This is a genomic window from Bisbaumannia salifodinae (assembly GCF_055388505.1).
Genome location: NZ_AP043781.1, coordinates 1,403,667 through 1,429,480 on the forward strand (window position 1 = coordinate 1,403,667; position 25,814 = coordinate 1,429,480).

Annotated in this window: 17 protein-coding genes and 3 pseudogenes; 14 read left to right on the forward strand and 6 right to left on the reverse strand. The window is 65.3% G+C overall.

Translation table 11 applies throughout. The features are described from left to right. Positions 1–18: 18 nt before the first annotated feature. From ACZ5EF_RS06390 to ACZ5EF_RS06430, 9 genes and pseudogenes are all read left to right on the forward strand, one after another. Positions 19–198 (forward strand): annotated as a pseudogene (locus ACZ5EF_RS06390) (hypothetical protein); the annotation flags it as partial. A 349-nt stretch (positions 199–547) separates the two neighbouring features. Beyond that, positions 548–1,066: an Hcp family type VI secretion system effector gene (locus ACZ5EF_RS06395; RefSeq protein ID WP_346063263.1), complete on the forward strand. Its 519-nt coding sequence runs from the start codon at positions 548–550 to the stop codon at positions 1,064–1,066. Between the two features lie 86 nt (positions 1,067–1,152). After that, a pseudogene (locus ACZ5EF_RS06400) lies at positions 1,153–3,235 on the forward strand (type VI secretion system Vgr family protein). Beyond that, a complete protein-coding gene (locus ACZ5EF_RS06405; RefSeq protein WP_346063262.1) occupies positions 3,220–4,059 on the forward strand; it encodes a DUF4123 domain-containing protein in 840 nt (279 codons plus the stop codon). Before ACZ5EF_RS06400 ends, ACZ5EF_RS06405 begins: the two are co-directional and overlap by 16 nt. Next, entirely contained in the window at positions 4,056–7,226 is a 3,171-nt protein-coding gene (locus ACZ5EF_RS06410; RefSeq protein WP_346063261.1) for a hypothetical protein, read from the forward strand. The genes ACZ5EF_RS06405 and ACZ5EF_RS06410 overlap by 4 nt, the downstream gene beginning before the upstream one ends. Continuing rightward, positions 7,223–8,203, forward strand: coding sequence for a tetratricopeptide repeat protein (locus ACZ5EF_RS06415; RefSeq protein WP_346063260.1), 981 nt, complete (start codon positions 7,223–7,225; stop codon positions 8,201–8,203). The genes ACZ5EF_RS06410 and ACZ5EF_RS06415 overlap by 4 nt, the downstream gene beginning before the upstream one ends. Positions 8,204–8,205: 2 nt before the next feature. Further along, complete coding sequence (locus ACZ5EF_RS06420; RefSeq protein WP_346063259.1) at positions 8,206–9,183, forward strand: tetratricopeptide repeat protein; 978 nt, start codon at positions 8,206–8,208, stop codon at positions 9,181–9,183. After that, the gene (locus ACZ5EF_RS06425) at positions 9,183–10,160 is read left to right on the forward strand and encodes a tetratricopeptide repeat protein (protein ID WP_346063258.1); all 978 of its coding nucleotides are present in this window, start codon (positions 9,183–9,185) and stop codon (positions 10,158–10,160) included. Before ACZ5EF_RS06420 ends, ACZ5EF_RS06425 begins: the two co-directional genes overlap by 1 nt. Before the next feature lie 2 nt (positions 10,161–10,162). Further along, entirely contained in the window at positions 10,163–10,378 is a 216-nt protein-coding gene (locus ACZ5EF_RS06430; protein ID WP_346063257.1) for a hypothetical protein, read from the forward strand. Positions 10,379–10,562: 184 nt separating this feature from the next. On the opposite strand, the gene ACZ5EF_RS06435 is transcribed toward ACZ5EF_RS06430, so the two are convergent. Genes ACZ5EF_RS06435 through ACZ5EF_RS06450 form a run of 4 tightly spaced genes read right to left on the reverse strand, consistent with a single transcriptional unit; the run spans position 10,563 to position 13,728 of the window. Further along, positions 10,563–11,342 (reverse strand): ABC transporter permease, encoded by a 780-nt coding sequence (locus tag ACZ5EF_RS06435; protein ID WP_346063256.1) that lies wholly within the window; start codon positions 11,340–11,342, stop codon positions 10,563–10,565. Beyond that, on the reverse strand, positions 11,335–12,057 hold the full coding sequence (locus ACZ5EF_RS06440) for an ABC transporter permease (protein ID WP_346063255.1): 723 nt from the start codon (positions 12,055–12,057) through the stop codon (positions 11,335–11,337). The genes ACZ5EF_RS06435 and ACZ5EF_RS06440 overlap by 8 nt, the downstream gene beginning before the upstream one ends. 43 nt (positions 12,058–12,100) lie before the next feature. After that, positions 12,101–12,877 (reverse strand): transporter substrate-binding domain-containing protein, encoded by a 777-nt coding sequence (locus ACZ5EF_RS06445; RefSeq protein ID WP_346063254.1) that lies wholly within the window; start codon positions 12,875–12,877, stop codon positions 12,101–12,103. Between the two features lie 11 nt (positions 12,878–12,888). After that, positions 12,889–13,728: an amino acid ABC transporter ATP-binding protein gene (locus tag ACZ5EF_RS06450; protein ID WP_346063253.1), complete on the reverse strand. Its 840-nt coding sequence runs from the start codon at positions 13,726–13,728 to the stop codon at positions 12,889–12,891. 74 nt (positions 13,729–13,802) lie between these two features. On the opposite strand from ACZ5EF_RS06450, the gene ACZ5EF_RS06455 reads away from it, so the two are divergent. Next, positions 13,803–14,678 carry a dimethylarginine dimethylaminohydrolase family protein gene (locus ACZ5EF_RS06455; protein ID WP_346063252.1) on the forward strand — a complete coding sequence of 292 codons (876 nt, stop codon included), beginning with the start codon at positions 13,803–13,805 and terminating at the stop codon, positions 14,676–14,678. Between the two features lie 6 nt (positions 14,679–14,684). Next, positions 14,685–15,308, forward strand: coding sequence for a TetR family transcriptional regulator C-terminal domain-containing protein (locus tag ACZ5EF_RS06460; protein WP_346063283.1), 624 nt, complete (start codon positions 14,685–14,687; stop codon positions 15,306–15,308). A gap of 94 nt (positions 15,309–15,402) precedes the next feature. On the opposite strand, the gene ACZ5EF_RS06465 is transcribed toward ACZ5EF_RS06460, so the two are convergent. Both ACZ5EF_RS06465 and ACZ5EF_RS06470 read right to left on the reverse strand, forming a co-directional pair. Further along, on the reverse strand, positions 15,403–17,853 hold the full coding sequence (locus ACZ5EF_RS06465) for an acyl-CoA dehydrogenase (RefSeq protein WP_346063251.1): 2,451 nt from the start codon (positions 17,851–17,853) through the stop codon (positions 15,403–15,405). A gap of 351 nt (positions 17,854–18,204) precedes the next feature. Then, on the reverse strand, positions 18,205–20,787 hold the full coding sequence (locus ACZ5EF_RS06470; protein ID WP_346063250.1) for an EAL domain-containing protein: 2,583 nt from the start codon (positions 20,785–20,787) through the stop codon (positions 18,205–18,207). 278 nt (positions 20,788–21,065) lie between these two features. Between ACZ5EF_RS06470 and ACZ5EF_RS06475 the strand changes: the two genes are divergently transcribed. From ACZ5EF_RS06475 to ACZ5EF_RS06485, 3 genes and pseudogenes are all read left to right on the forward strand, one after another. Further along, positions 21,066–23,093 carry a sensor domain-containing diguanylate cyclase gene (locus ACZ5EF_RS06475; RefSeq protein ID WP_346063249.1) on the forward strand — a complete coding sequence of 676 codons (2,028 nt, stop codon included), beginning with the start codon at positions 21,066–21,068 and terminating at the stop codon, positions 23,091–23,093. A gap of 86 nt (positions 23,094–23,179) precedes the next feature. Beyond that, positions 23,180–23,636: pseudogene (locus ACZ5EF_RS06480) on the forward strand (IS66 family transposase); the annotation flags it as partial. 468 nt (positions 23,637–24,104) lie between these two features. After that, positions 24,105–25,772 (forward strand): methyl-accepting chemotaxis protein, encoded by a 1,668-nt coding sequence (locus tag ACZ5EF_RS06485; protein WP_346063248.1) that lies wholly within the window; start codon positions 24,105–24,107, stop codon positions 25,770–25,772. Positions 25,773–25,814 lie beyond the last annotated feature (42 nt).

Below are 25,814 nucleotides of genomic sequence, written 5' to 3' on the forward strand. Positions count from 1 at the left end.
TTCTCTTTTATAATCAATATGCTCCTTACAGAACACGATTCAAGAAGACCACTCGCCATGGGTGAAAGCCCATCCGCCTGGGCGTCCTCCTGCAACGGCTCTGCCCGTGTCGAGCTCACCGGCCACCGCACCACCAGCGACAGCGGTGCGTTGCTGCTGCGTGAAGCTCTCGACAGCAGCGGCGTGATCGAGGCGCTCCTCTCGGCATCGAGCCTGATCAAGAGTCGGTTTAAACGACGGCCTGGCCTGGGCCAACGACCTGGCGGCCTCCGTGCGCGAGCTATGGCGGGCCGGCAAGCTCCGGGTGGGTCTTCGTAACCCCGACAACCTTCCTTAACCCGGCGGCAACAAATCGCCGGGTCATTTTTTGCCTGCGGGCAAGAAATGACCCGATTTTCGGACCACTTCTTGCCCGTTCGGGACGTTCTGGCAGGGGCGGTTTCTATAATAAATTGATTATAAATGGCTTTATTATTTATGGCATGACCTCTGCTCTATAACTGGCGTCCCCAGGACATTTTTTCTCTTATCGTCAAGGAGCAGACTCATGCCGACACCTTGCTATATCAGCATCCACGGTCAGACCCAGGGCCATATCACCGCCGGCGCCTTCACCCCGGATTCCGTGGGCAACATCTACGTGGAAGGCCACGAAGACGAGATGCTGGTGCAGGAATTCAAGCACATCGTTACCGTGCCTACCGACCCGCAGTCCGGCCAGCCCGCCGGCCAGCGTGCCCACAAGCCGTTTATCTTCACCGTGGCCCTCAACAAGGCCGTGCCGCTGATGTACAACGCCCTGGCCTCCGGCGAGATGCTGCCGACCGTCGAGCTGAAGTGGTACCGCACCTCCGTGGAGGGCCGTCAGGAGCACTTCTTCACCACCTCCCTGACCGACGCCACCATCGTCGATATCAACCTGCGCATGCCGCATGCCCAGGACACCACCCAGTCCGAGTTCACCCAGCTGATGGACGTCTCCCTGGCCTATCGCAAGATCGACTGGGAGCACACCGTGGCCGGCACCTCCGGGTCCGACGACTGGCGCGCGCCGCTGGAGGCGTAAGCCGGTCGGTGTTTCACGGCGCCCTTGCCTCGCCGCGTCGAGGCGTTAAGCTCTGTCACTCGACTTCCAAGGAGGGAAGACGCCGAATGGCCCACGCAAGCGGACTGCACTTTACCCTGAGCCTCGCCGGCGCCGTCGATCTCGACCTGGCGGTGGTCGATTTCACCCTCGACGAGGCCCTCTCGGCGCCCTTCCGCCTGTCGCTGCAGTTCGCCAGCCGCGACGGCGAGCTGAGTGCCGAGGCTGTCCTCGACCGTGAGGCCAGCCTCACCGTCTGGCAGGATGGCGAGCCGCTGCGCCGCGTCCACGGCATCGTCAGCGAGTTCGCCCGCGGCGACCGCGGCCACCGCCGCACCTTCTATCACCTCGAGATCCGCCCGGCGCTGTGGCGCCTGGGCCTGCGCCACAACTCGCGGATCTTCCAGGGCGTCTCGCCGCTGACCATCATCAACACCCTGTGCGAGGAGCGCGGCCTCACCGACGTGGCCTTCGCCGTGACCCGCGAGCCCGCCGAGCGCGAGTACTGCGTGCAGTACCGCGAGAGCGACCTGGCCTTTATCCAGCGCCTGGCCGCCGAGGAGGGGCTGTGCTTCTTCCATGAGTTCGAAGACGCCGAAGGCGGCACCCACCGCCTGGTGTTCGCCGACGACCCCCAGGTGCTGGGCGGCCTGGGGCCGCGGACCTACCATGGCCGCGCCGGCGGTACCCCGCCACAGCGCCATCTGCGCAAGCTCCGCCAGGTCTCGCGGGTCCGGCCGGCGTCGGCAACTCTGAAAGACTACTCCTTACAAGCAGCCGGCTTATTCACAGCTTCATGAGCACCAGGCAGCGGGGCTCGATGAGCACGCTCAACGGGACGACTATGATCACTATGACTACCCGGGCCGCTACAAGGCGGATGCCTCCGGCGCGGCCTTTACCCGCATCCGCCTCGAGGCGCTGCGCCGCCAGGCCACCACCGCCGAGGCCGAGAGCGACCTGCCGGAGCTGGCTCCCGGCACCCGCTTCACCCTCGAGGGCCACGACCTCGATGAGGTGAACCGCGACTGGCAGGTGCTGGCGGCGGTTCACACCGGCAGCCAGCCCCAGGCCCTGGAGGAGGAAGCCGCCCAGGCCGACGGCCTGACCACCCTCGCCAACACCCTGGTGGTGGCCCCCGCCGACCGCGCCTGGCGTCCCGAACCGCCGCGGCGGCCCCGGGTCGACGGCCCCCAGGTGGCCTTCGTGGTGGGCCCCGAGGGCGAGGAGATCCATTGCGACGCCCACGGCCGGGTCAAGGTGCAGTTCCCCTGGGATCGCTACGCGGCCCCGGATGACACCGCCAGCGCCTGGCTACGAGTCAGCCAGGGCTGGGCCGGCGGCGGCTACGGCGGCATGGCCATCCCGCGCATCGGCCACGAGGTGATCGTCTCCTTCCTGGAGGGCGACCCGGACCAGCCGATTATCACCGGGCGCACTTACCACGCGGTCAACACCCCGCCCTACGCGCTGCCCGAGCACAAGACCCGCACCGTGCTGCGCACCCAGAGCCACCAGGGCGAGGGCTTCAACGAGCTGCGCTTCGAGGACCAAGCCGGCCAGGAGCAGATCTGGCTGCACGCCCAGCGTGACCTGGAGCTGCTGACCCATAACGACCGCACCGAGGAGATCGGCAACGATAGCCACCTCAAGGTGCGCCACGACCGTATCGGTGAGATCGACAGCGACGACCACCTCACCGTGCATGGCAACCGCCATGCCCAGGTGGACGGCGACGACCACCTGATCGTCGCCGCCAGCCGCCACGAGAAGACCGCCCGTGCTCAGCTCATCGAAGCCGGCCAGGAAGTGCACCACAAGGCGGGCAGCAAGACCGTCATCGATGCCGGCGCCGAGATTACGCTGAAGGCCGGCGGCAGCTTTATCAAGCTCGACCCCTCTGGGGTGACCATCAGCGGTGCCAGCGTCAAGATCAACTCCGGCGGCAGCCCCGGTTCGGGCAGTGGTCAGGCCGTCGAGGCCCCGCTGCTGCCGGGGCATGCCGTGGCGGAGAGCCACGAGGCGATTCCGCCCACGGCCCTGCCCAGGCTCAAGGACTTCCAACTGAGTGAGGCCGCCATGATTCCCCTCTGCGGCAAGATCAGCGACACCCAATGCGCCCGGGAGGATTGCCCATGCCTGGCTGGTTGAGCCAACTCCCCGAGCGCACCCGGGGCAGCGGGGGGCTGGCGGCCTGGGTCGACCCGCGGCGGCCAGCGTACCTGGTGCTCGACCCGCGCCGCGCCCCCGAGGCCTGCGCCGCCCTGGTGGGCCGGCCCGGCTGGCGCGACTACCTGACTCTGTTCGCTGGCACGCCCCTGGCGCCGCTACTGGAAGCGAGCCCCTGGCTCGTCGAGCTGGAGGTTGGCAGCGACGCCTGGCAGGCCGGCGAGGCGCTATGCCGGGAGCAGCGCCGGGGCTGGGCCTTCCAGCCGGCACACGCCACCCCGCTGACTGACCTGGCCGATCACCTGCGGCGCTTCTTCGTGCTCGACGACCCTCACGGCGGCCAGTCGCTGGTGAATATTCAGGATCCCGCCGCCTGGACGGCCTTGCTGGCCGCCGGCAGCGACACCGCCTACGCCCAGCTCATCGGACCGCTGGGGCAGGTCGTCACGCCGACCCCGGAACAACACTGGCTGGCCTGGCAGCTTGCCGATAACGCCGGCAATACCGAGGCCTTGCCGCTGACCCAGGAACGGGAACTCGCCCTGAAGGAGAGCGCTCATGCCTGGTGGCTCAGCCGGGCAACCGAGACGCCGCTTCCGGCACTGCCGCCGGAATGGCTGGAGCGGCTTGGGCGGCTTGAGGCGGCAGGTATCAGCCAGGCCCATCATATCCAGCGCCTGCTGCCTAGAGTACGGCAAGAGCAGAGTCCCGAGACGGACTGGTGGGCTCAGGCGACCACCATGGAGATCCTTCAAGCGGCCATGCCAGCCTGGAAGAAAGTCGACGCACTGGAGGCGTCCGCATGACTCAGGACAACACAACCGAATGGCCACCATTCACCCCCTCGACGACCGCGGGCGGCGCCATCGCCGGAGAGAGCCGGCACGTATGTCAGGCATCGGAGTGGGTGGATATCCTCTACCTCGTCGGCACCGGACGCTTCTGGCTATTGACCAAAGACGCCGCCGAGCTGCTTCACGAGGCCGCCCATGAGCTTCATCAGTGGGCCAGCATCGAAGACCCCGATCAGCGTAACGCCACGCTGTCCGAACAAGCCGGGATCATGGAGTGCTTCCTGCCGGCATCACCCGGCAGCTTCCTCTCGGACGAGGAGCGCGACCGCTACTTCGAGCTGGAGCGGGAGCTGGCCAGGGCGAGGGTCTGGTACAACGGCCTGGATGCCACCATCGAGACCTCGCCTCTCCCTGCTGGGCGCGAAGCCGACGAGCGTCAACGCCAGTTGCGCTACCAGCGCCAGGAACAGGCCACCGAGATACGGCGCCTCGAGGATGAACTCAACGCCCTGCGCAATGCCGGACGACGGGCCGCGCGCGACGCGGGCTATGTGATCGACGGCGATGCCTACTACGGCCCCTGGGAGAGCGAGATCCAGCAGGTCCTGGAGACCTACCGTCGTACCCGCCGGGAGGCCATGCGTCGGCACGAGCTGCTGCCGGGCGTGGATCACGACGCGGATGACGATCACGACGCGGATGACGATCGCGAGCAGCGCTTCACCCTGCAGGAGGTCCTCACCGAGTACCAGACGTTCCTCGAACGCTGCGAAACGCAGACGCCCAACGCCGCCAGTGCGCAGTGTCATCTTGCCGAGATGATCCGCATGGCGGAGCTGCGCAGCGGCACCCTTTATGCTGCCTACCTGGAAAGTATCCTCCAACTGGCGGCATTGGGGATCGCCACGCCGGAATACGCCCTGGCCAACCCTTCCGCATCGGGTACCGCCCTGCGGGATGGGGTCAGCAACTTCGATGACTATAACGACCTGCTTCGCGAACAGGCCGACCTGCTCGCCGCGGTGGAAACCAAGCTGGAAGAGTGGCAGACCGGCACCGCGGGCCATACCGCCCTGCCGCTATTCCTGTTCGCCGATGAGCGTGAGCGTTATCAGGAGCTGAGCGAGCAGCTCGATGCCCTGCACGAAAGCGCCAGGCGAGCCGTGGAAACCATGCGTCCGCGGCGCGTGCTGTTCTGGCAGGCCGACCTGGCCGATGAGCGCAACGCCTTCGGCTACGAAAAGCGCCGCCTCGACATGCTCGTCCGCAATGACTGGCCACTGCGTGAATTCACTTCCGCCGGTGGCGAGCGCGAATTGTGCCATATCAGTCTGCACCTGCTGATGGACTATATGAGCATGGCCGAGCGTAATCACATCGCACCGCTGCTCGATGCCGACGGCGTGCTTCCGGCAACCCTGTGGGAAGCCCCGGAAACGGCGCTTTCGCACTGGCTTGACATCAAGGGCTGCGAGCCCATCGATTGGCGCGGCGACTGGCACGACGACGACCTGGGCCTGTTCCAGCCCGAGGCGTTCTATGCCGATCTCGACGAGGCGGGCCACGAGGTCGCCAGCCTGGCCAGCGACGATGCCAGAACCCGCTGGGGCGAGACCCTGCAGCGCCTGCTGTTCACCGGCCCCGCCAGGGATACCCTGCGCCTGTTCGACGCCAGTGCCCAGGCCCAGGCCCTGCGCTTGATCGGGCTGACCCAGGGGAATCTGTCATCGGCGATCACCCTCGACTTCCCCGAACCGCTACGCCTGCCCGACGCTGGCACACCGGAAGGCGAGTGGGAGACCCACCAAGGCAGCCTCGAGACCTCCAGCGACAGCGGTCCCCTGCGCCGCGAATGGGAGCTCAAGGGAGACTACCACCTGGTCCGTGGCGAACTGACCCTGAACGTGCTGGACCTACCCGAAGAGGACGAGGCGCTACACGCCAGGCTGCCTCTCAAGGATGGCGGAGAGCTGGACCTGGGCCGCTATGCCTTGCGCCTGGAGACCGTGGCCAAGGGCTTCGCCGGTGCCAGCCTGGCCATGTCCGGCACGTTGCGCCTCTCCTTCGACGGCGAGCCGAATATCACCGCCGATGAGCCGGTGCAGCGCCTGGGGATCGGCGGTCAGCTCAACGCCTTTGTCGGTATGCGCAGCGGTATCGAGCATCGCTGCGAGCTGCGCTGGGAACCCCCCGAGGACATCGCCATGCGTGCCCCCATGCACCAGGCGATGGATGCCTTTACCCGGCGCAACCAACTGGACGAGCTGCGGGAATGGCGCAGCCTGGGCATGATCGCGTGGCACCGCGAGCAGGGCGTGGCCTGGGGCGGGGAGGCCGACTTCCATCTCGGCCTGCGGGATGGCAAGTTCGTGCTGCGGGCCAAGGCCGCCCTGTTCTGCGGCCGCGGGGTGGGCGGCGGCATGACCATGGAACTCGATAATCGCCACCTGGACCTGTGGCTGACCATGCTGCACCGTGACCTGGTGGCCAGCGGCTTCGAACGCGTCGACTGGTTGGATGAAGAGGCCTTCGAGGAGCTAAGCACCCTCGGCTACGTGCTGATGATGACCCTGCTCAATGCCGGCCTGGTGATGGCCAAGGGGCGCGCCTGGCTGCGGCAACTGCGGGAGGAATTCACGGAGACGGATCGTGCCGGGCAGATCGCCTATGTGCTGACCTCCCGTGATGGCCAGGAAGAACGCCAGCTGCGTGCCTGGGTCCAGCAGCTAACCCCCGAGGCCCTGGGCGCGCTGCTCTGGCTGCTCTCTAGCCCGCCCCGGGCGGGTGATGAAGAGGACGAAGCTCGCGATCTGCAGCAGATGGCCATCGCCAACTGCGTAGGTTGGGTTCATGAGGGCGTGCTTGACGGCGTCTATGGCCCGGTTGACCCGGTATCCGGCCCCAACCCGGGAGGCCTGCTGTTCGAGAAGGCCGTGCTGCGGCTCGACCGTTATGGCCGCCGAACCCATACGGTGCGCGGGCTTGGCTATTGCCGCAATCGTTATTTGTTGGATCGGTTTATGCAGATTGAGTCGGATACTGACAATCCTGATGCCATTGATGCGCGAAATCTCTATCTTGCTGCCGCCAATAGTCTGGGCCGACATGCCGACACCCATTGCGAATACCTGCCCGATGGGCAGGGCGGTATGCGCGTTATCTACGAGGAACCCCGATGATCATTGCTTTTAAAGCATTGGCTTTCGCCGCCCTGCTGCTTGGCCCGGCCAGCGCCTGGGCCCTGGAGCCCGAGACCCAGGCCGCCAAGGACGAGGGCCTGCGCCTCTATAACGCCCATCTCCGGAGCCAGGCTCCACCTTACCTGGAAGTGGCTGCCGAGGCCGGCGACGTCGACGCCATGTACTACCTGGGCGAGATCCACCGGCTACGGCATATGGGCATGACCCGGGAGGCGCTGGAATGGTACCGGCGTGCCGCCGAACACGGCGAACCCTACGCCATGCTGCGGTTGCATCAGGGTGGGGCCTGCCGCCTGGGGGATGTGTGCCCCAAGGGCGGCGACGACTGGCGTCAGGCGGCCCTGGAAGCGACCCTGCCTCAAGCGGAAGCCGGCGATACCGAGGCGATGTACACGCTATTCTCGATCTACTCCACGCTGGAGGAGCGCGAACAGTCGTATCACTGGCTGGAGACGGCCGCCGAAGCTGGCAACCCGGAAGCCCAGTATCGGCTGGGGGCGAGAATTCACAATGATTACGGCGACTACCCCGATGAGGCACAGCGACAGGAAGCCGCCGAGGCCTGGCTACGCCGGGCCGCCGAGCAGGGCCATGCCCCGGCCATGAACCGCCTCTCGGCCTTGCTAAGCCAGCGGGAGCGGCATGAGGAAGCCTGGGAGTGGAGAATCGGGGCTTCGGAAGGCGGCCATCAGGGCTCACGCATCAATCTTGGCTGGTGCTATCTGAACCCCGAAGAGCGAGGGGATATCTGTGTGGAGGGGCAGGATGTGGTGAAGGGATGGGCCATACTCCACGCCGTCTCGGAAGAAACGGATAGCCGTACGGCCAAGAATGTCATGGATCGGAGCCATGATCTGCTCACCGACGAACAGCGCGAGCAGGCCGAGGTCCTGGCCGAGGAGTGGCTGGCCAAGGAGCCGCCGCTCTCCCAGTTTCCGCCCCGCTTTGGCTATTGATCATGCGGCGTGTTGGTATCGGGGTGCTGGCGGCGTTATTGCTTGTCCCGCTCAGCGGCTGGGCGCTGGATGCCGAGACCCAGGCCGCCAAGGACGAGGGCATGCGCCTCTACAACGCTCATCTCCGGAGCCAGGCTCCACCTTACTTGGAGCCTGCTGCCGAGGCCGGCGATGCGGAGGCCATGTACTACCTCGGCGAAATCCACCGGCTGCGGCATATGGGCATGACCCAAGAAGCGCTGGAGTGGTACCGGCGTGCCGCCGAGCACGGCGAGCCCTACGCCATGCTACGTCTGCATCAGGGTGGTGCCTGCCACTTGGGCGATGTCTGCCCAGAGGGCGGCGATGACTGGCGACAGGCGGCCCTGGAGGCGACCCTACCCCTGGCGGAGGCGGGGGACCCCGGCGCCATGGGTGTGCTGTTCGATATCTACAGCGCCCTGGAGCAACCCCAGGTAGCGGACGACTGGCTGGAGCGTGCCGGCGAGGCCGGCGACGCGGAGTCGCAGTATTGGCTAGGCATCCTGATCGGCGATGGTCTTGGTGACTACCCCGATGAGGCACAGCGACAGGAAGCCGCCGAGGCCTGGCTTCGCCGGGCCGCCGAACAAGGCCATGCCCCGGCGATGAACCGTCTCTCGGCTCTGATGAACCAGAAGGGGCAGTATGAGGAAGCCTGGGAGTGGATGGTTCAGGCTTCGGAGGCCGGTCATATGAATGGTCGCTTGGGCGTAGGATGGTGCTACCTGAACCCCGAGGAGCGTGGAGAAATCTGCGTCCATGAACAAGACATGATGAAAGGATGGGCGGTACTCAGCGCAGTCTCGGAAGAAACGGATAATCGAACGGCTCAGAGTATCATGAGGCGTAATCGGGATCGGCTGACAGACGAACAGCGCGAGGAAGCGGAGGCCCTGGCCGAGGAGTGGCTGGCCAGGGAGCCGCCGCTGTCCGAGTTTCCGCCCCGCTTCGGGTATTGATGCGCTATATCGGCATATTGATACTCGCCGCCCTGCTGCTTAGTCCGACCAGCGGCTGGGCACTGGATACCGAGGCCCAGGCCGCCAAGGACGAGGGCATGATCGCCTATAACCTCGGCTTCCTGCTCGATGCCGTGCCCCAGTTGGAAGTGGCTGCCGAGGCCGGCGACGTCGACGCCATGTACTACCTGGGCGAGTCCCATCGTATCGCCCATATGGGCATGACCCGCGAGGCGCTGGAATGGTACCGACGTGCCGCCGAGCAGGGCGAGCCCTACGCCATGCTGCGTCTGGACGAAGGCGGTGCCTGCCGCCTGGGCGATGTTTGCCCCGAGAGCGGCGATGACTGGCGTCAGGCGGCCCTGGAGGCGACCCTGCCCCTGGCGGAGGCGGGGGACCCCGGCGCCATGGGTGTGCTGTTCGATATCTACAGCGCCCTGGAGCAACCCCAGGTAGCGGACGACTGGCTGGAGCGTGCCGGCGAGGCCGGCGACGCGGAGTCGCAGTATTGGCTAGGCATCCTGATCGGCGATGGTCTTGGCGACTACCCCGATGAGGCACAGCGACAAGAAGCCGCTGAGGCCTGGCTTCGCCGAGCGGCCGAGCAGGGCCATGCTCCGGCGATGAATCGCCTCTCGGCCCTGCTAAGCCAGCGGGAGCGCCATCAGGAAGCCTGGGAGTGGAGAATCCAGGCTTCGGAAGGCGGCCATCAGGGCTCGCGCATCAATCTTGGCTGGTGCTATCTGAACCCCGATGAGCGAGGGGATATTTGTGTGGAGGGGCAGGATGTGGTGAAGGGGTGGGCGATACTCCTTGCCGTCTCGGAAGAAACCGACAATCGTACGGCTCAACGCGTCATGGCGCGAAACCGTGATCGGCTGACCGACGAACAGCACGAGCAAGCCGAGGCCCTGGCCGAGGAATGGCTGGCCAAGGAGCCGCCGCTCTCCGAGTTTCCGCCCCGGTTCGGCTTTTGACCATGCGGCGGATCGGCATCGGGGCACTCGCTGCGTTACTGCTTCAAGTGGCAGACGACTGGCTGGAGCGCGCCGGCGAGGCCGGTCACGCGGAGTCGCAATACTGGCTGGGTATCCTAATCGGCGATGGTCTTGGCGACTACCCCGATGAGGCGCAACGAGAAGAAGTCGCCGAAGCCTGGCTACGCCTGGCGCACGTAGATGGTATTCTCTTGTAAAATCAGTGTGTTCCGCCAATAACCTGATCCAAGAGAGCCATCCACTATGGGTGAAAGCCCATCCATCTGGACGCCCTCCTGCAACGGCTCTGTCCGACCGCACCACCAGCGACAGCGGCGCTCTGCTGCTGCGTGAAGCCCTCGACAACACGCGCGAGTCGGCGCCCTCGTGAATAAGGTGGGCTCAGCGTTCGCCGCTATGCCGTGACCAGCGCCGCTCGAGGGCGCCGAAGGCGAGGGTGATCAGTCCGGCCAGCACCAGGTAGATCAGGGCCATCAACAGCAGGGGTTCGTAGACCATCAGGGTTTCCTGGCGAATGCGTCCGAAGACCGCATAGGCATCGACGGCGGCGATGGTGGCCACCAGCGGCGTGGCCTTGAGCTGAATGATCAGCTCGCCGTTGAGGGTCGGCAGCACCCGCTGCACGGCGCGAGGCAGCCAGATGCGGCGCAGGATGGTGAAGGGATGCATGCCCAGCGAACGGGCGGCCTCGAGCTCGCCCTTGGGGACCCCGGCGAAGGCCCCGCGCATCACCTCGCCCTCATAGCCGGCGAAGGATATCGTCAGGGCCAGGAAGGCATAGGGCCAGGGGTCGGTGAGATAGGGCCAGAGCCAGCTCTGGCGGACCCCGGGCAGGTAGGGGAACAGCGAGCCGAGGCCGTAGTAGAGCAGCCAGACCTGCAGCAGCAGCGGGGTGCCGCGGATCAGGGTACAGAAGCTGCGCGCCAGCCAGGCGAGCGGCCGGGGGCCCCTGACCTGCACCAGCCCGATGGGGATCGCCAGCAGGAATCCCGCCACGCTGGTGGTGACCAGCAGGGTCAGGGTCAGCCAGAGCCCGCCGAGGATCGCCTCGCGGTACTCCGGTAGCCAGTCCCAGCGCAGGGTAACGGCGAGCAGGGCAATGCCGCCGACGGCGGCGGCGATCAGGGCGAGGCGGTGGGGCGGCAGACGACGCTCAGTCATGGCGCATCCCCCGGGTGGCCCGGCGCTCCAGGCCCTTGAAGGCCAGGTTGGAGATCAGCGAGACGATAAGGTAGAGCACGCCGGCGGCGCACAGGAACAGCATATGTTGTTTGGTGGCGCCGGCCGCCTGGCGCGCCGCCAGGGTCAGCTCCGTGAACCCGACCACGGCCAGCAGGGCGGTGTCCTTGGTGGCGATCAGCCACAGGTTGGAGAGCCCCGGCAGCGCCCCCGGCAGCATGGCCGGCAGGGTGATGCGCCGGAAGACGGTGAGGGGCGCCATGCCCAGGGAGTGCGCCGCCTCGAGTTGGCCGACGGGGACGGCGCGGATGGCCCCGCGCATCACCTCGGTGGCATAGGCGCCCTGCACCAGGGCGATCACCGCCACGCCCGAGGCGAAGGGACCGATGTCGACGCGGCCCAGCCCGAGCGTCGCCAGCAGTTGGTTGATCGCCTCGGGCACGGCGAAGTAGAGCAGCAGGATCAGCACCAGCTCGGGGACGGCCCGGGTGAGGGTGGTGTAGCAGGTCAGCAGGTCGCGGGTGACGGGGCCGCCGGAGAGCTTGCCGGCGGCGCCGGCCATGCCGATGACCAGGCCCAGCAGGTAGCCGGCCCCGGCCACCTGCAACGACAGCCAGAGCCCGTTCAGTAGGGCGCCTCCCCAGCCGGGAGGCGCCAGGGCGAGCAGTTCCATGACACTCATGTCGCGGTAGTTCACGGCTGGCGTCGTCCTCTGTGGTGCGGCGGTGCCCCGTCGGCGGTCACTCGGCGGGCGCGCCGTAGATATCGAAGTCGAAGTAGCGCTCGGTGATGGCGGCGTAGGTGCCGTCGGCACGCACCTCGGCGATGGCGGCGTTGAGTGCCTCACGCAGGGCCTCGTCCTCCTGGCGGAGACCGAAGCCGATGCCCTCGCCGAGGGTGGCGTCATCGTGGGCCACCTCTCCCTTCAGTTCGCAGCACATCCGGCCTTCGTGGCTGGCCAGGAAGTCCTCGAGGACCAACCGGTCGGCCAGGGTGGCGTCGATGCGCCCGGCGAACAGGTCCTGATGGGCCTCGTCCTGCGTCTGGTACTCGCGAACGGTGGCCTCGGGGAAGTGCTCGAGGACATAGGCCTGGTGGATGGACGCGGACTGGACGCCGATCGTCATGCCGGCCACGCCCTCCGGGGTCGGCGCCAGGTCGATGCCCTGGGCGCCGACCAGTACGGCCGGGGTCTGGTAGTACTTGTCGGAGAAGGCGATGGTCTCCCGGCGCCGCTCGGTGATGCTCAGCGAGGCGGCGATGACATCGATCTTGTCGCCGGTCAGCTCCGGAATCAGGCCATCCCAGGAGGTGGTGACGATCTCGCATTCCAGCTCGGCCGCTGCGCAGATCGCCCGGGTGATATCGACCTCCCAGCCGTGTGGCTCGCCGGTAGCGTCCGGGGTGGCGAAGGGCGGGTAGGGCTCGGTGGCGAAGCCGACGCGGGTGATATCCGCCTGGGCCAGGGGCACCAGGCAGGCGGTGGTCAGGGTGGCCAGCAGCAGGTGTCGTTTCATTGTGATTCTCCTCAGGTCAGGGCAGCCGTGCCCAGGAAGCGCTTGAGCCGCTCGGTGCGGGTCGAGCCGAACACCTGGTCCGGCGGCCCCTCGGCGGCGATCTCCCCCTGGTCGAGGAAGATCACCCGGTTCGCCACGTCGGCGGCGAACTGCATCTCGTGGGTGACGATAAGCATGGTGCGCCCCTCCTCGGCGAGGTCGCGTATCACCGCCAGCACCTCGCCGACCAGTTCCGGATCCAGGGCGGAGGTGGGTTCGTCGAAGAGCAGCACCTCGGGGGACATGGCCAGGGCGCGGGCGATGGCCCCGCGCTGTTGCTGGCCACCGGAGAGCGTGGCGGGGTAGGCATCGCGCAAATGATGGAGCCCGACCCGCTCGAGCCACCGCCGGGCTTCTTCGCGGGCCGCCTCGCGGGAGCGCCCCAGTACCTGGATCGGCGCCTCCATGACGTTGGCCTCCAGGGTCATGTGTGGCCACAGGTTGAAGCCCTGGAAGACCATGCCCAGGCGGGCGCGCAGGCGCCGCAGCTGGCGGCGGTCGGCGGGTTCCCGCCGGCCGCCCCGCTCGCGGAAGGGCAGGCGTTCGCCGAGCAGGCGCAGCGTGCCGGCGCTGGGGGTCTCGAGCAGGTTGAGGCAGCGCAGCAGGGTCGACTTGCCCGAGCCGCTGCTGCCGATCAGCGAGATCACATCGCCGCGGTGGGCCGACAGGCTGATGCCCTTGAGGACCTCGGTCTGGCCGAAGGACTTGCGCAGGTCGCGAATCTCGATGATGGCATCGTCGTCTGCCGTGGTGTGCGGTGCGGCGTGCAAGGTGGTCACCCCCGGTCCGGGCTTGTTTTTATGCAGTTGCATAAACTATGCATCCGTATAAGATTCGAGTCAACGCACCCTTAACACCACCTCTTACACCACGACGGAGCCCTGCTATGTCCCGTTACGGATGCCAGTCCATGGCCGCCCCCATGACCCGCGTGCTGATGCGCCGCCCCGGCGAGAGCCTGCGCCGGGCCGATCCCGCCGAGTGGCACTACAACGACTACTTCGATGCCGAGAAGGCCATCGCCCAGTACGACGCCTTCGCCGAACTGGTGGCGGCCTCCGGGACCGAGATCCTGTGGCTCGAGGACGCCGGTGATGGCCTGTCCGACGCCATGTTCACCCGCGATGCCTCCCTGATCACCCGGGCGGGGGCAGTGCTGCTGCGGATGGGCAAGCCGCTGCGTGCCGGGGAGCCCGAGTTGCATGGGCGGACCTACGAGGCCGCCGGCATCCCGGTGCTGGGGCGGCTGACCGGCGATGCCCGGGTCGAGGGCGGCGACACCCTCTGGCTCGATGAGCACACCCTGGTGGTCGGCTTGGGGTTCCGCTCCAACCGGGAGGGGGTTCGCCAGCTCAACGCGCTGCTTAACCCCCATGGCATCGAGGTGCTGGGGTTCGACCTGCCGGTCTGGGGAGGCGAGGCGGCCTGCCTGCACCTGATGTCGGTGATCTCGCCGCTGGCCGAGGACGTCTACCTGGTACACTCACGGCTTATCCCGGCGGCGCTGTGGAGCCTGATGAAGGAGCGCGGCATCACCCTGATCGAGGCCCCCGAGGCCGAATTCCATGACTCCCTGGGACTGAACCTCAATGTCATGCCGCTCTCCCCCGGCGACTGCCTGATGATCGACGGCTTCCCGGGGACGCGCACGGTAATGGAGCGCCATGGCATCCGGGTGCGGACCTTCGCCGGTGATGCCCTGTGCATGGCCTGCGAAGGCGGCCCCACTTGTCTGACCAACCCGATCCTGCGCGAGGCCTGAGTGACCATGGCGACCCGGCGTGACAGCAATGACCGCGAGCATGCCCTGATCGATGCGACCCTCACCTGCATCGCCAGGGAGGGAATCTCCGCGGCCACGGTGCGCAAGATCGCCGACTATGCCGGGGTCACCAATGGCCTGATTCGTTTCTACTTCAAGAGCAAGGACGGCATCATCCAGGCCGCCTATCGGCGCTTCCTCGAACGCCTCTTCGAGGCGGCGCACGGTGCCATCGAGGAGCGGCGCGAACTCACGCCGCAGGAGCGCCTGCGCCACTACCTGCTGGCGAACCTGTCGCCACCCATCGTCACCCCGGAAAGCGTCCTGCTGTGGGCCAACTTCCTGCCCCTGGCGCACCAGGACGCGGCGATGGCCGAGATCCGCGAGCTATGGTACGAGCGCACGACCCATGCCTTTCGGGAGCTGATCCACGAGGCCCTGCGGGCCCAGGGCCGGGAGCCCGACGAGGTCGAGCTGCGTCGCCTCGCCGTGGCCGTCAACGGCCTGATCGATGGGCTGTGGATCGAGGGGGCGCTCTCGGCGGAGCGGCTGGAGATCCGCGAGCTCCAGGCCATCGGCCTGGATGCCGCCTCGCGGCTGCTCGGCCTGTCGCTCGGCGAGTCGGCATGATACTCCCTTCCTGGTCTCAGGCGCGGGCGACGAGAGGACGAGGATAAAAAACGCCCCGGCCGATGGCCGGGGCGAAGGGGTACCTCGGGGAGGATCAGGCGGCGTTGTGCCAGATCACCTTGTCCTGCTGCTGGGCGAAGGCCTCGAAGGGGAAGTCATCCACTGTCAGCATTTCCAGCACCTCGGCCTCGAAGCGGACCATGAAGGCGGCCTCGTCCGCGCCGATCAGCCCCGCCTCCCGGGCGGCGGCGATACGCTGCTCGGGATGCAGGGCGGTGGCCGGCAGCTCGCCCTTGGCGTAGGCCTTGTTGAGCTTGCGATAGAGCGGTTCGGCGCGGTCGTACTCGGCCAGCAGGGCGTTGTAGCGGGCCAGGGGGTTGTCCCGCTGCCCGTCGCCTTGCGCGTCCCAGGTATGTGCCAGCATCTTGTGGCGCAGGGCGCTGTCCCGGGAGATCGCCTGGGCGATGGTGCGGGCCAGGTCGTCGTGGGGACGCTTGAAGCGCTTGCCCCGGGGCATCACGATCAGCCGCAGGCCGCGCCCCAGGGCGCGGCTGGGCAGGTTGTCGAAGAGCTCATCGAAGGCCTGTTCGGCGCGGTTCAGCAGGTACTGACAGCTGTAGTGGAGCAGGGCGGCCTCGCCTTCCACCTGGTCGCCCTCCTGCCAGGACTTGAGCACCATGGAGGCGAGGTAGAGGTTGGAGAGCACGTCGCCGAGGCGCGCCGAGAGCATCTCGCGCTGCTTGAGGCTGGCGCCGAGGCTGGCCATGGCGGCGTCGGCACACAGGCTGAAGCCGGCGGAGAGGCGCGCGACCTCCTGGGCATAACGCTTGGCCTCGCCGTCGAAGGGCACCGCCGGCTTGCCGAGGCCGAAGGCCTGGGTGAAGGCGCGGGCGGCATTGCCGAAGATCAGGCCGGCATGGCCGAAGAAGGCCGTGTCGAAGGCGCCCAGGTCGTCGGCGTCCTTGGCGGCCAGCTCCTCCAGCACATAGGGATGGCAGCGGATCGCCCCCTGGCCGAAGATCATCAGGTTGCGGGTCATGATATTGGCGCCTTCCACGGTGATCGCCACCGGGTTGGCGCTATAGCCGATGCCCAGGTAGTTGCGCGGCCCGAGGGTCACCGCCTTGCCACCGTGGATATCCATGGCGTCGCCGAGGATTTGGCGTTGGAACTCGGTAAGCTGGCTCTTGAGGATCGCCGAGGGCACCGCCGGCTTCTCGCCGGCGTCGATGGTGTTGGCGGTCTGTAGCACCGCCGCCTGGGCGATATAGGAGAGGGCGGTCATGCGCGCCAGGGGCTCCTGGACGCCCTCCATCTCGGCCACGGGGACATTGAACTGGCGACGCACCCGGGCGAAGCCGCCGCTCCAGCCCAGGGCGTAGCGGGAGGTGCCGGTGGCGCCGGAGGGCAGGGTGATGCAGCGCCCCACCGAGAGGCACTCCACCAGCATGCGCCAGCCCTGTCCGGCCATCGCCGGGCCGCCGATAATGGTCTCCAGGGGCACGAAGACGTCCTTGCCCTTGATCGGCCCGTTCATAAAGGGGCTGCCGATGGGGTGATGGCGGCGGCCGATCTCCATGCCGGCGGTGTCCCGGGGGATCAGCGCGCAGGTGATGCCCAGGTCCTCCTCGCCGCCGAGCAGGCGCTCCGGGTCGAACATGCGGAAGGCCAGGCCCACCACGGTGGCGATGGGCGCCAGGGTGATCCAGCGCTTCTCGAAGTTGAGGCGCAGGCCCAGCACCTCCTTGCCGTCCACCAGCTGCTTGCAGACGATGCCGGTGTCGGGCAAGGCGGTGGCATCACTGCCCGCCCGCGGGCCGGTGAGGCCGAAGCAGGGGATCTCGCGACCGTCGGCGAGCCGCGGCAGGTAGTGGTCCTTCTGCTGCTGGGTGCCGTACTTGAGCAAGAGCTCGCCCGGGCCCAGGGAGTTGGGCACGCCCACGGTGACCATCAGGGTCTCGTTGACCGAGAGCTTCTGCAGCACCAGGGACTGGGCCTTGGCGGAGAAGCCCAGGCCGCCATACTCCTCGGGAATAATCATGCCGAAGAAGCGCTCTTTCTTCAGGTAGTCCCACAGCTCCGGGGGCAGGTCGGCGCGCTCGCGGGTGATCTCCCAGGCATTGGTCATACTGGCGGCTACGCTGCACTGCCGGTCGAGGAAGGCCTGCTCCTCGGCGCTGATGCCCTCATAGCGGTTCGCCAGCAGCGCCGACCAGTCGGGCTTGCCGGAGAACAGCTCGCCATCCCAGGCCACGGTGCCCGCCTCCAGGGCGGTGCGTTCGGTCTCGGAGACCCTGGGTGAAACCTTCTTGAACAGGGCGAACAGCCGCGGACTGAGCCAGCGGCGGCGCAGCGCCGGCAAACCCGCCAGCGCCACCCCGGCGGCGCCGATCAACAGCAGGGCACCCAGCAGCGGGCTACCCAGGGCCAGGGCGACGATGCCCACCACGGCGAGCACCGCCAGGGCGGGCAGGGCGCCGGCCTCGCGGCGCATCACCGCGACCAGGCCCACTATGGCCAGCAGGATCAGGATCAGTTGGGTCATCGCGACCTCCCTCTGTGGTTCGGGTGGCAAGGCTTTCGAACAGTTGTTTGAATTTTTCAAGCCTAGTCGATTTCCCGCCGGGCCGCCAGGGGGCATTAAGTCACAACAGGGATATCGTCGTTAGCTACGACGTCAAGGTTCGGGTGAACCGTCTCAGGACTCCCGGAGGCCCCGAGCTTGAGATGATGGAGCCATAAACACTTCCAAACGATATGTCCCAAGGGACCATCAGCGGCCGGTCCGCTTGGTCTGCGACTGTGATGGTCGAACTACCCCTTGCAGCGGGCGGCCATCGGCGCCATTGCCCTCAAGATTGGTTGCACTCCGGAAACGTTGCGAAAGCAGGCCGATTCATACCCCAGCCCCAACAGGAGTAGGCAGTTGCCCCGGCAACTGCCTGATGGCGTCCCGCGGCATCGGCTTGGCGAAATAGAAGCCCTGGAGCAAGTCGCAGTTGCGTCGTACCAGGTCCTGTTGCTGGTCCCGTTCCTCGATGCCCTCGGCGACCACCACCAGATCCAGGTGGTGGGCCATGGTGATGATCCCCTGCACGATGGCGGCGTTGCTGCGGTTGGTAGCGATGTCCTTGATGAAGGCACGGTCTAGCTTGACCTTGTGGATCGGCAAGTCACGCAGGTAGCTCAGGCTGGAGAAGCCGGTACCGAAGTCATCCAGTGCGACCCGAATGCCCATCGCCTTGAGGTCGTTAATCAGTTCGATGGCCGGTTCAGCCCCATCAAGCAACACGCTCTCGGTGACCTCCAGTTCCAGTAGCTCGGGGGGGAGGCCGGCGTCGTTGAGTGCCGTCCGAACGTCCGCCAGGAAGCCGGCGCGACGGAACTGAAGGGAGGAGATGTTCACGGCGACCGGCACCACCAGCCCATCATCGGCGCGCATGGCTGCGGCGTCCTGACAGGCACGACGCAGGATCCAACGCCCCAAGGAGATAATCTGGCCGGTCTTCTCGACCAGCGGAATGAACACGCCGGGCGAGATCATCCCTCGCTCCGGGTGGTGCCAGCGGATCAGCGCCTCCAGCCCGCGAATGCGCCCGTTCACCGCTTCTACGATGGGCTGGTAGTAGAGCTCGAACTGGTCATGCCGCAACGCCGTGTGCAGGTCATGGCGTAACAGCACGGTCTCCTTGGTGGCCCGTTGCTGGTCGCCTTCATACCAATGCCAGGTATTGCGACCCTGCTGCTTGGCGTCGGCCACCGCCAGATCGGCGTGCTGCATCAGCTGGTAGGCGTACTCCACGCTCTCACAATTGGAGGCGATACCAATGCTGGAACTGATGTGCAACGGCCTGCCGTCGATCATGAGGGGCTGAGAGAGAATGTCCAGCACCCGCTCGGCGATATCGATCCCGGCTTGGCGGTCGTCGAGGTCGGGAAACAACAGGGCAAACTCATCCCCGGTCACGCGTGCCAGGGTATCGTCAACCCCCACCACTTGGCGCAGACGATCGCCGACCGCCACCAGCAACTGGTTGCCGATGTGGTAGCCCAGCCCATCATTGATCGTCTTGAAGCCGTCCAGGTCGAGGTGCATCACCACCAGCAGTCCCTGCTCCTCCTGGTCACGCTCGAAGGCCGCATCCAGGCGTTCATCAAATAACGCACGGTTGGGTAGGCCGGTCAGCTGGTCATGCATCGCCTGATGCGCGAGCCGGGCTTCCTGCTCCCGATGCCGGGTGATGTCCTGCTGGATGCCAATGTAGTGGGTGCAGTTTCCCTCATCGTCGAGCACCGGGCTCAGCGAGAGGTGGTTCCAGAAGGGCGTACCGTCCTTGCGGTAGTTGAGCAGGATGATATCGGCCGGTCGCTGCTCGGAGATGGCCAAGCGGATGGCAGTAATGGCCTCGGGGTCGGTGTCGGGCCCCTGCAGGAAGCGGCAGTTGTAGCCCAGCACTTCCTCGGGCGCGTAGCCGGTGATTTCATAAGAGGCGTCGTTGACATAGACCAGTGGCAAGTCAGGCTTCGTGGCATCGGCCATGACCACGCCGTTGGGGGTGGCCTGGATACCGCGCTCGAGCAGGCGGCGAGTCTGCTCCTCCTGTTTGCGGGCGGTGATATCGCGGCAGATGCCGTAGACCCCCACCACCTCGCCGTCCACCGAGACGGGGAAGTTCAGAATCTCCAGCCGATAGGGGTGGCCATCGTGATGGATGCCGATGGTTTCGTACTGGTGAGCCCCGCCCTGCCGAGCGATATCGAATCCGGCCTGGGTGCGGGCACGATAGGCGGGTGCGATGAACTCATTGAAGTGCCGGCCAAGCAGGGCATCTTCGGGATACCCCGTGATCCGCGTCAGCGCCGCGCTGCCCCGCTGGAAGCGCCCCTCCAGGTCGAGCTCGTAGACCCCGTCGGGGTGGTTCACGAACAGTGAGCGATGCCATTCGGCCAAGGCACGGTGGTTGCTGGCATCGCGGTCGCGCAGGATCGCCAGGGCCACCAGCGCCGCGACCTGACTCATGCGTCGGCTACTCGCCTCGGTAGGCTGGTTGGGATCGCGGAAGTAGATGCCGAAGGTGCCCAGCAGCTCGCCCTCGGCCGTCAGCACGGGATTGGACCAGCAGGCGCGCAGCCCCTCGCGCTGGGCGGCACCACGAAACGCCGCCCAGCGCGGGTCGGTACGAATGTCCTCGGTGATCACCGGTTCGCGGTAGAAGGCCGCACAGCCGAAGGAGCCTGCGTCAGGACCGACGGGCACCCCCTGGAGGCAGTCTTGGTAGACCTGGGAGAAGCGCTGGCTGGGGAGGAGACTGAGCGTTTGACGCTTGGCATCGAAACGCATGCAGGCGGGAACCGCGTCCGGTAGCAACACCTCGACCCAGCGGGCAATGGCGTCGAAGATTTTCTCGAGTGGAGCCTGCTGCGCGATCCGTTCATGAACGTCCTGCAGCGCCTCCATCAGCGCCAGTTCGTCGAGCACTCCAGATGACTCCATGCGTCATAGGGTAAGCGGCATGCTTTGCCGCCTATTCATATAGAGGAATAGTGAATTAGCACCTCTCGATTGACAAGAGTGGCTGAGACCGCCGAGACACTGTACTTGGCAGGCCAAGAACGTTCAAAGGTGACAGGTGACGTTGGCCGCCTTTTGCCCGATACTGCCGCGGTTCGAACGGTGGCCTGTTGCCGCCTTCGCCTGCCCCCTCTGGGTAACCTGCCGGGTCGCCCCTGCTGCCTGGCCTTACCGAGATATCGCCTGTGATCCTCAAAGCCCTCTGGGCCCGCCTGACAGTGGCCCTTGTTGTTCCGCTGGGACTGGTCACCCTGACGCTGACCCCGATCCTCGCTTCTCACCTCGAGGAGCGGATCGACAGCACGCGCAGTTCCGCCAAAGCGCTGCTCAGCGCCGAGTATGATCTGCTGCTCCAGGGTATGAACGAGAGCTTCAACCAGGTGCTTGCCACCGCCGAATTTCCGCTGCTGAGGCAGTTCCTGGCTAGGCGAGCCCCCTCAAGGACACCAGAGTGGGGGGCCGTGACACAGCGCGACCAGGCACAGATCGAATCGCTGTTCACCACGCTGCTGACCCATTACGGGCGCTATACCCGGCTGGCGGTGATCGACACCCAAGGTGCCGAATGGCTCGCCTCCCCGGCAGCGCCCTTGCCAAGCCCGCCGGTGGTCAGCCACGCAGACTCACCGACCTTCCAGGGCGCCATGACGCTGCAGGCCCGGGACCTCTATATCTCCTCGCCACGCCTGGGCGCTTCCGGTGAGGAGGGGGCGGGGACGGCGGTGATCGATATCGCCACGCCGGTCTTCGATATCAGCGGGCAACGCCTCGGCGTGCTGCTGTTCACCCTCGACTGGACGCGCACCACCGCCTCATCGGTCCATGCCCGCGAAGGGGGCCCGGGAGAGGTCCTGCTGGTGGATGCCCGTGGAAATTGGCTATTTCCCGACACCAATGGCCAGGGGCAGCGCTTCGGCCGACCACTGGAAGCGCACTGGGCTGATGCCTGGACCGCCATGGCCGACCGCAACCAGGGCACGGTCACCCTGAGCGACCACCTGCTCGTCTTTCGCAGCCACGACATTCGCACTCAGCACTACCGCAGCCAGGCCGGGATGATCCTCAGCGAGGCGGAGACCCAGCCCTGGCGTCTGGGCATCCTGATGCCGCGGCCCAGCCTCTGGGGGCTGCTCAAGGAGAACCCGGTACAGTTACTGGCCATCGCCCTGGTCTACCTACTGTCGCTGGCCTTCGGGGTGTTCTGGGTGCTCAGTGATCACCGCCTGCGCGGGCTTAGGGAGCGGGCGCTGCTGTTCTCTCGCGAGGCCCGTCAGTACGCAGGCGAGGTGCAGGACCTCTACGAGCATGCCCCCTGCGGCTACCACTCCCTGGATAGCGACGGCCGGGTCATCAAGATCAACCGCACCGAGCTCGACTGGCTGGGCTATCGCGCCGACGAGGTGATCGAGAAGCGTCACTATCGCGACTTCGTCACCCCGGAGACTCGCGAGGCCTTCGACGCCGCCTTCCAGAAGGTGCTGGGAGAAGGGCAGGAGGGCAGCGCCGAGTGCGAGCTGCTGTGTCGCGATGGCACCCGCCTTCCGGTAGCGATCCAGGCCACCGCCCAGGTCACCGAGGAGGGCTTCCAGTATTCCCGGGCTACGGTGTTCGACCTGAGTGAGCGCAAGGCGCTGGAGGCACGCCTGGAAAAACAGGCACTCACCGACCCGCTCACCGGCTTGGGCAACCGCCGCTACCTGGAGGGCCAGGCGGCCATGGAGATCGCCCGCGCCGAGCGCAGCGGGGCGCCACTGTCGCTGATCGCCATTGACCTTGACCACTTCAAGCGCATCAACGATACCTATGGTCACGATGTGGGCGACCTGGTACTGCAGCATTTCGCCAAGCTCGCGCGCCAGATCCTGCGCGACGGTGACGTGCTGTGCCGCATGGGTGGCGAGGAGTTTGCCGTGCTGCTGCCCGACACCAATCGGGAGCAGGCCCTGCAGGTCGCCGAGAGGCTGCGTGAGGCGGTCGCGACCTCTTCCGCCAAGGTCGGTCAGGAGGCGACGGAGGATGGCACGCTGGCCTACACTGCCTCGCTGGGCGTAACGCTGGTCAGCGCCGGGGAGGCCACGCTGAAGCCGGCGATCAAGCGCGCCGACCAGGGGCTCTACGCCGCGAAGGAGGCGGGGCGCAACCGTACTCATTGGCAATCGGTACCCTCTGACGCCGGCCATATGAGCGGAAGAGCACATCAGGTACGCGGTTAACGGTCGGCATGCAGGACGATGTCTTCTTATGTCCTGCGCAGATGGCGGAGGTGCTGCCTCGGCCACTAACGGGTCAGCTGATCTGAGACGACTACAGCGGCTACTAAGCAGAGCTTCACCAACGGCGTCACCGAGATTGGCTGCCTAGCCCACGCCCAGCGCAAGTTCGTTGACCTGCACGTGGCCGGCAAGAGCCAGATCGCCAAGCAGGTGATCGAGCTGATCGGTCAGCTCTACCAGGTGTACAGCCTGAAGCGTTGGGCGGCGCTGACGAGCTACCTCGACGACGGCGGGCTGCCGATTGACAACAACCGGGTCGAGAACCTGATCCGTCCTTGGGCGCTGGGCCGCTCGAACTGGCTATTCGCCGGATCACTGCGCAGTGGCCAGCGCGCCGCCACCATCATGAGCATGATCCAGTGCGCCAAGCTGAATGGCCACTAGCCCTACGCCTACTTGAAAGACGTGCTGGAACGGCTGCCGACGCACAAGGCCTGCCAGGTCCACGAACTCCTGCCTCACCACTGGCAGCACACCGACTGATTACTGGCAAGCGGTGTTGCCCGTTCGCTTGCATTGTTTCCAAGGAGGATTCAGTTATTTCCATCACAGCCAGGCCATGAGAACAAATGTCAGCACCGCATCACCCAAGACACACAATTACGACAAACCGAACCACTAAACCAACAGATACGAACAGCCAAACATAACTAACCCCTAGGTAAATCCGTTATCTGCAATCTCTTCTTAACTTACAAAATGGCACCCAAAGTACATGGCGTGAAAAAGATGGCAGGCGACGCTTTTAGAAAAGCGCGCGCCTCGGAAGAATGATCAGCAACCCATCAAGAAAAATGGAAAATAATTCCATAAAATAAAATTATAACGCATTGTTTTTTAAAGATTTTTATTTTCAGGATTGCGTTGATAGGGCATGACTTTGCATAAATAATCCTTTCCTAAAAGGCCACTCCCCCTATTGCTGCGTATCTGCCCAGCAGGAGCATTAAAGTGGAAAAAACACACTCTTCTTCATTGATTCACCGCATATCGATCAACATGTTGCTTACCGGCCTCATGGCCACGCTCATCACTTTTCTGCTACTGCAGGCTTTCGCCGGAATGGCCGGAAACCGCATGAGCTCACAGGCAGTTGCCGAGCTATCAGAGCTAGGCATACGGCAACTCAATGCCGCCAATCGCACACAGCTTCATACCTCCTTGTCACGTGAGAGGCTCGGTGAGTACCTGGAAGCCTGGCGTGAGGGTGCTTCACAGCGTCAGCTGGCGGGTTTACGTGACCGGGCAGAGAGTGCCATTCGCAATGCCGAGAGCCGATATCGCGAGCTGACCGCGATTCCTGTCGACCCTCAGAGCCAGCGCGGGCAATACCTGAATGCCATAGAGCAACAAGTTAGTCTTCTATTGAACGAATTGCTGAAGCCTGCCTTGGAGTCGAGCCAGCTATCGGCAGCGCAGTCGCTGCTCTCTCGTATCACGGTAACCGAGCAGGAGCTGGAACGTTCGATGAGTGAGTTCGTCCGGTATGCCGAAGCCAGGTCACTCGAGTTCAAGGCACAGGATGAACAAAACAGCAGCCTGATCATGACGCTGTCATTGATACTTATCGCGATCTCGGTAATCGCGGCATTCATCGCATACAGAATACTGATGCGAAATGTTATTCGTCCCATCGACAAGGCCCTGACTCATCTCGACACCATCTCCAACGGAGATCTGACACAAGGTGTCGATATTGCGGGTTGCAAAGAGATCAACGCCCTATCCAAAGGGCTGGCCACCATGCAGGCGCAACTAGCCGCCCTGGTTGAGCGTATCAAGGATAGTACCGAAAGTATTTCTCTTGGGGCCGGGGAAATCGCTAAGGGAAGCGAGGATCTGGCTGCCAGGACGGAAGAGCAGGCATCGGCGCTTCAGCAGACCGCGGCCAGCATGGAGCAAATTTCTTCCACGGTGAAACATAATGCAGCACATGCTCAGGAGGCGGATACCCTCTCCACATCGGCAGAAAAATCCGCGGAGCAGAGCGGGAAGGAGCTTCAGCAGGCCTTGCAGATGATGGTTCAGCTCTCAGAAAGCTCACGCCAGGTGCAGAAAATCGTTGATACGATAGACGGCATTACCTTCCAGACCAATATTCTGGCGCTCAATGCCTCGGTTGAGGCGGCGAGGGCTGGTGAGCATGGACGCGGCTTTGCCGTGGTGGCCCAGGAGGTCCGCACGCTGGCGAGCCGTAGCTCCGAGGCGGCCAAGGAGATCCGTCAGATTATTGGCAAGAACGTCCAGCAGATTACCAGTAGCGCAGAGCAGGCGCAAAAGAGCGGCGATATGCTCAATGAAATGCTGGCTGCGACCCAGCGAGTCTCCTCCTTGATGAGTGAAATAGCCTCGGCCACGATTCAGCAACAGGCCGGCATCGAGCAGGTCAGCACGGCGGTAAACCAGATGGACGCCGTGACTCAACAGAATGCGGCGCTCGTCCAAGAGTCCAATGCCGCCGCCGGGTCGCTCAGTGACCAAGCCACCTTGCTGAACCAGCTGGTCGCCCGCTTCACGGTCGTTGATTCCTTCTCGGACCGGCCTTCGATACCACGGACGACAGCTCTCTCTAAATCACGCGCGCTGCCTTCCCGTGAGCTGGAGTGGACGAGCTTCTAAGCTAACGCTTGCATGTATAAATGCAAAAACCAATAAACAAAG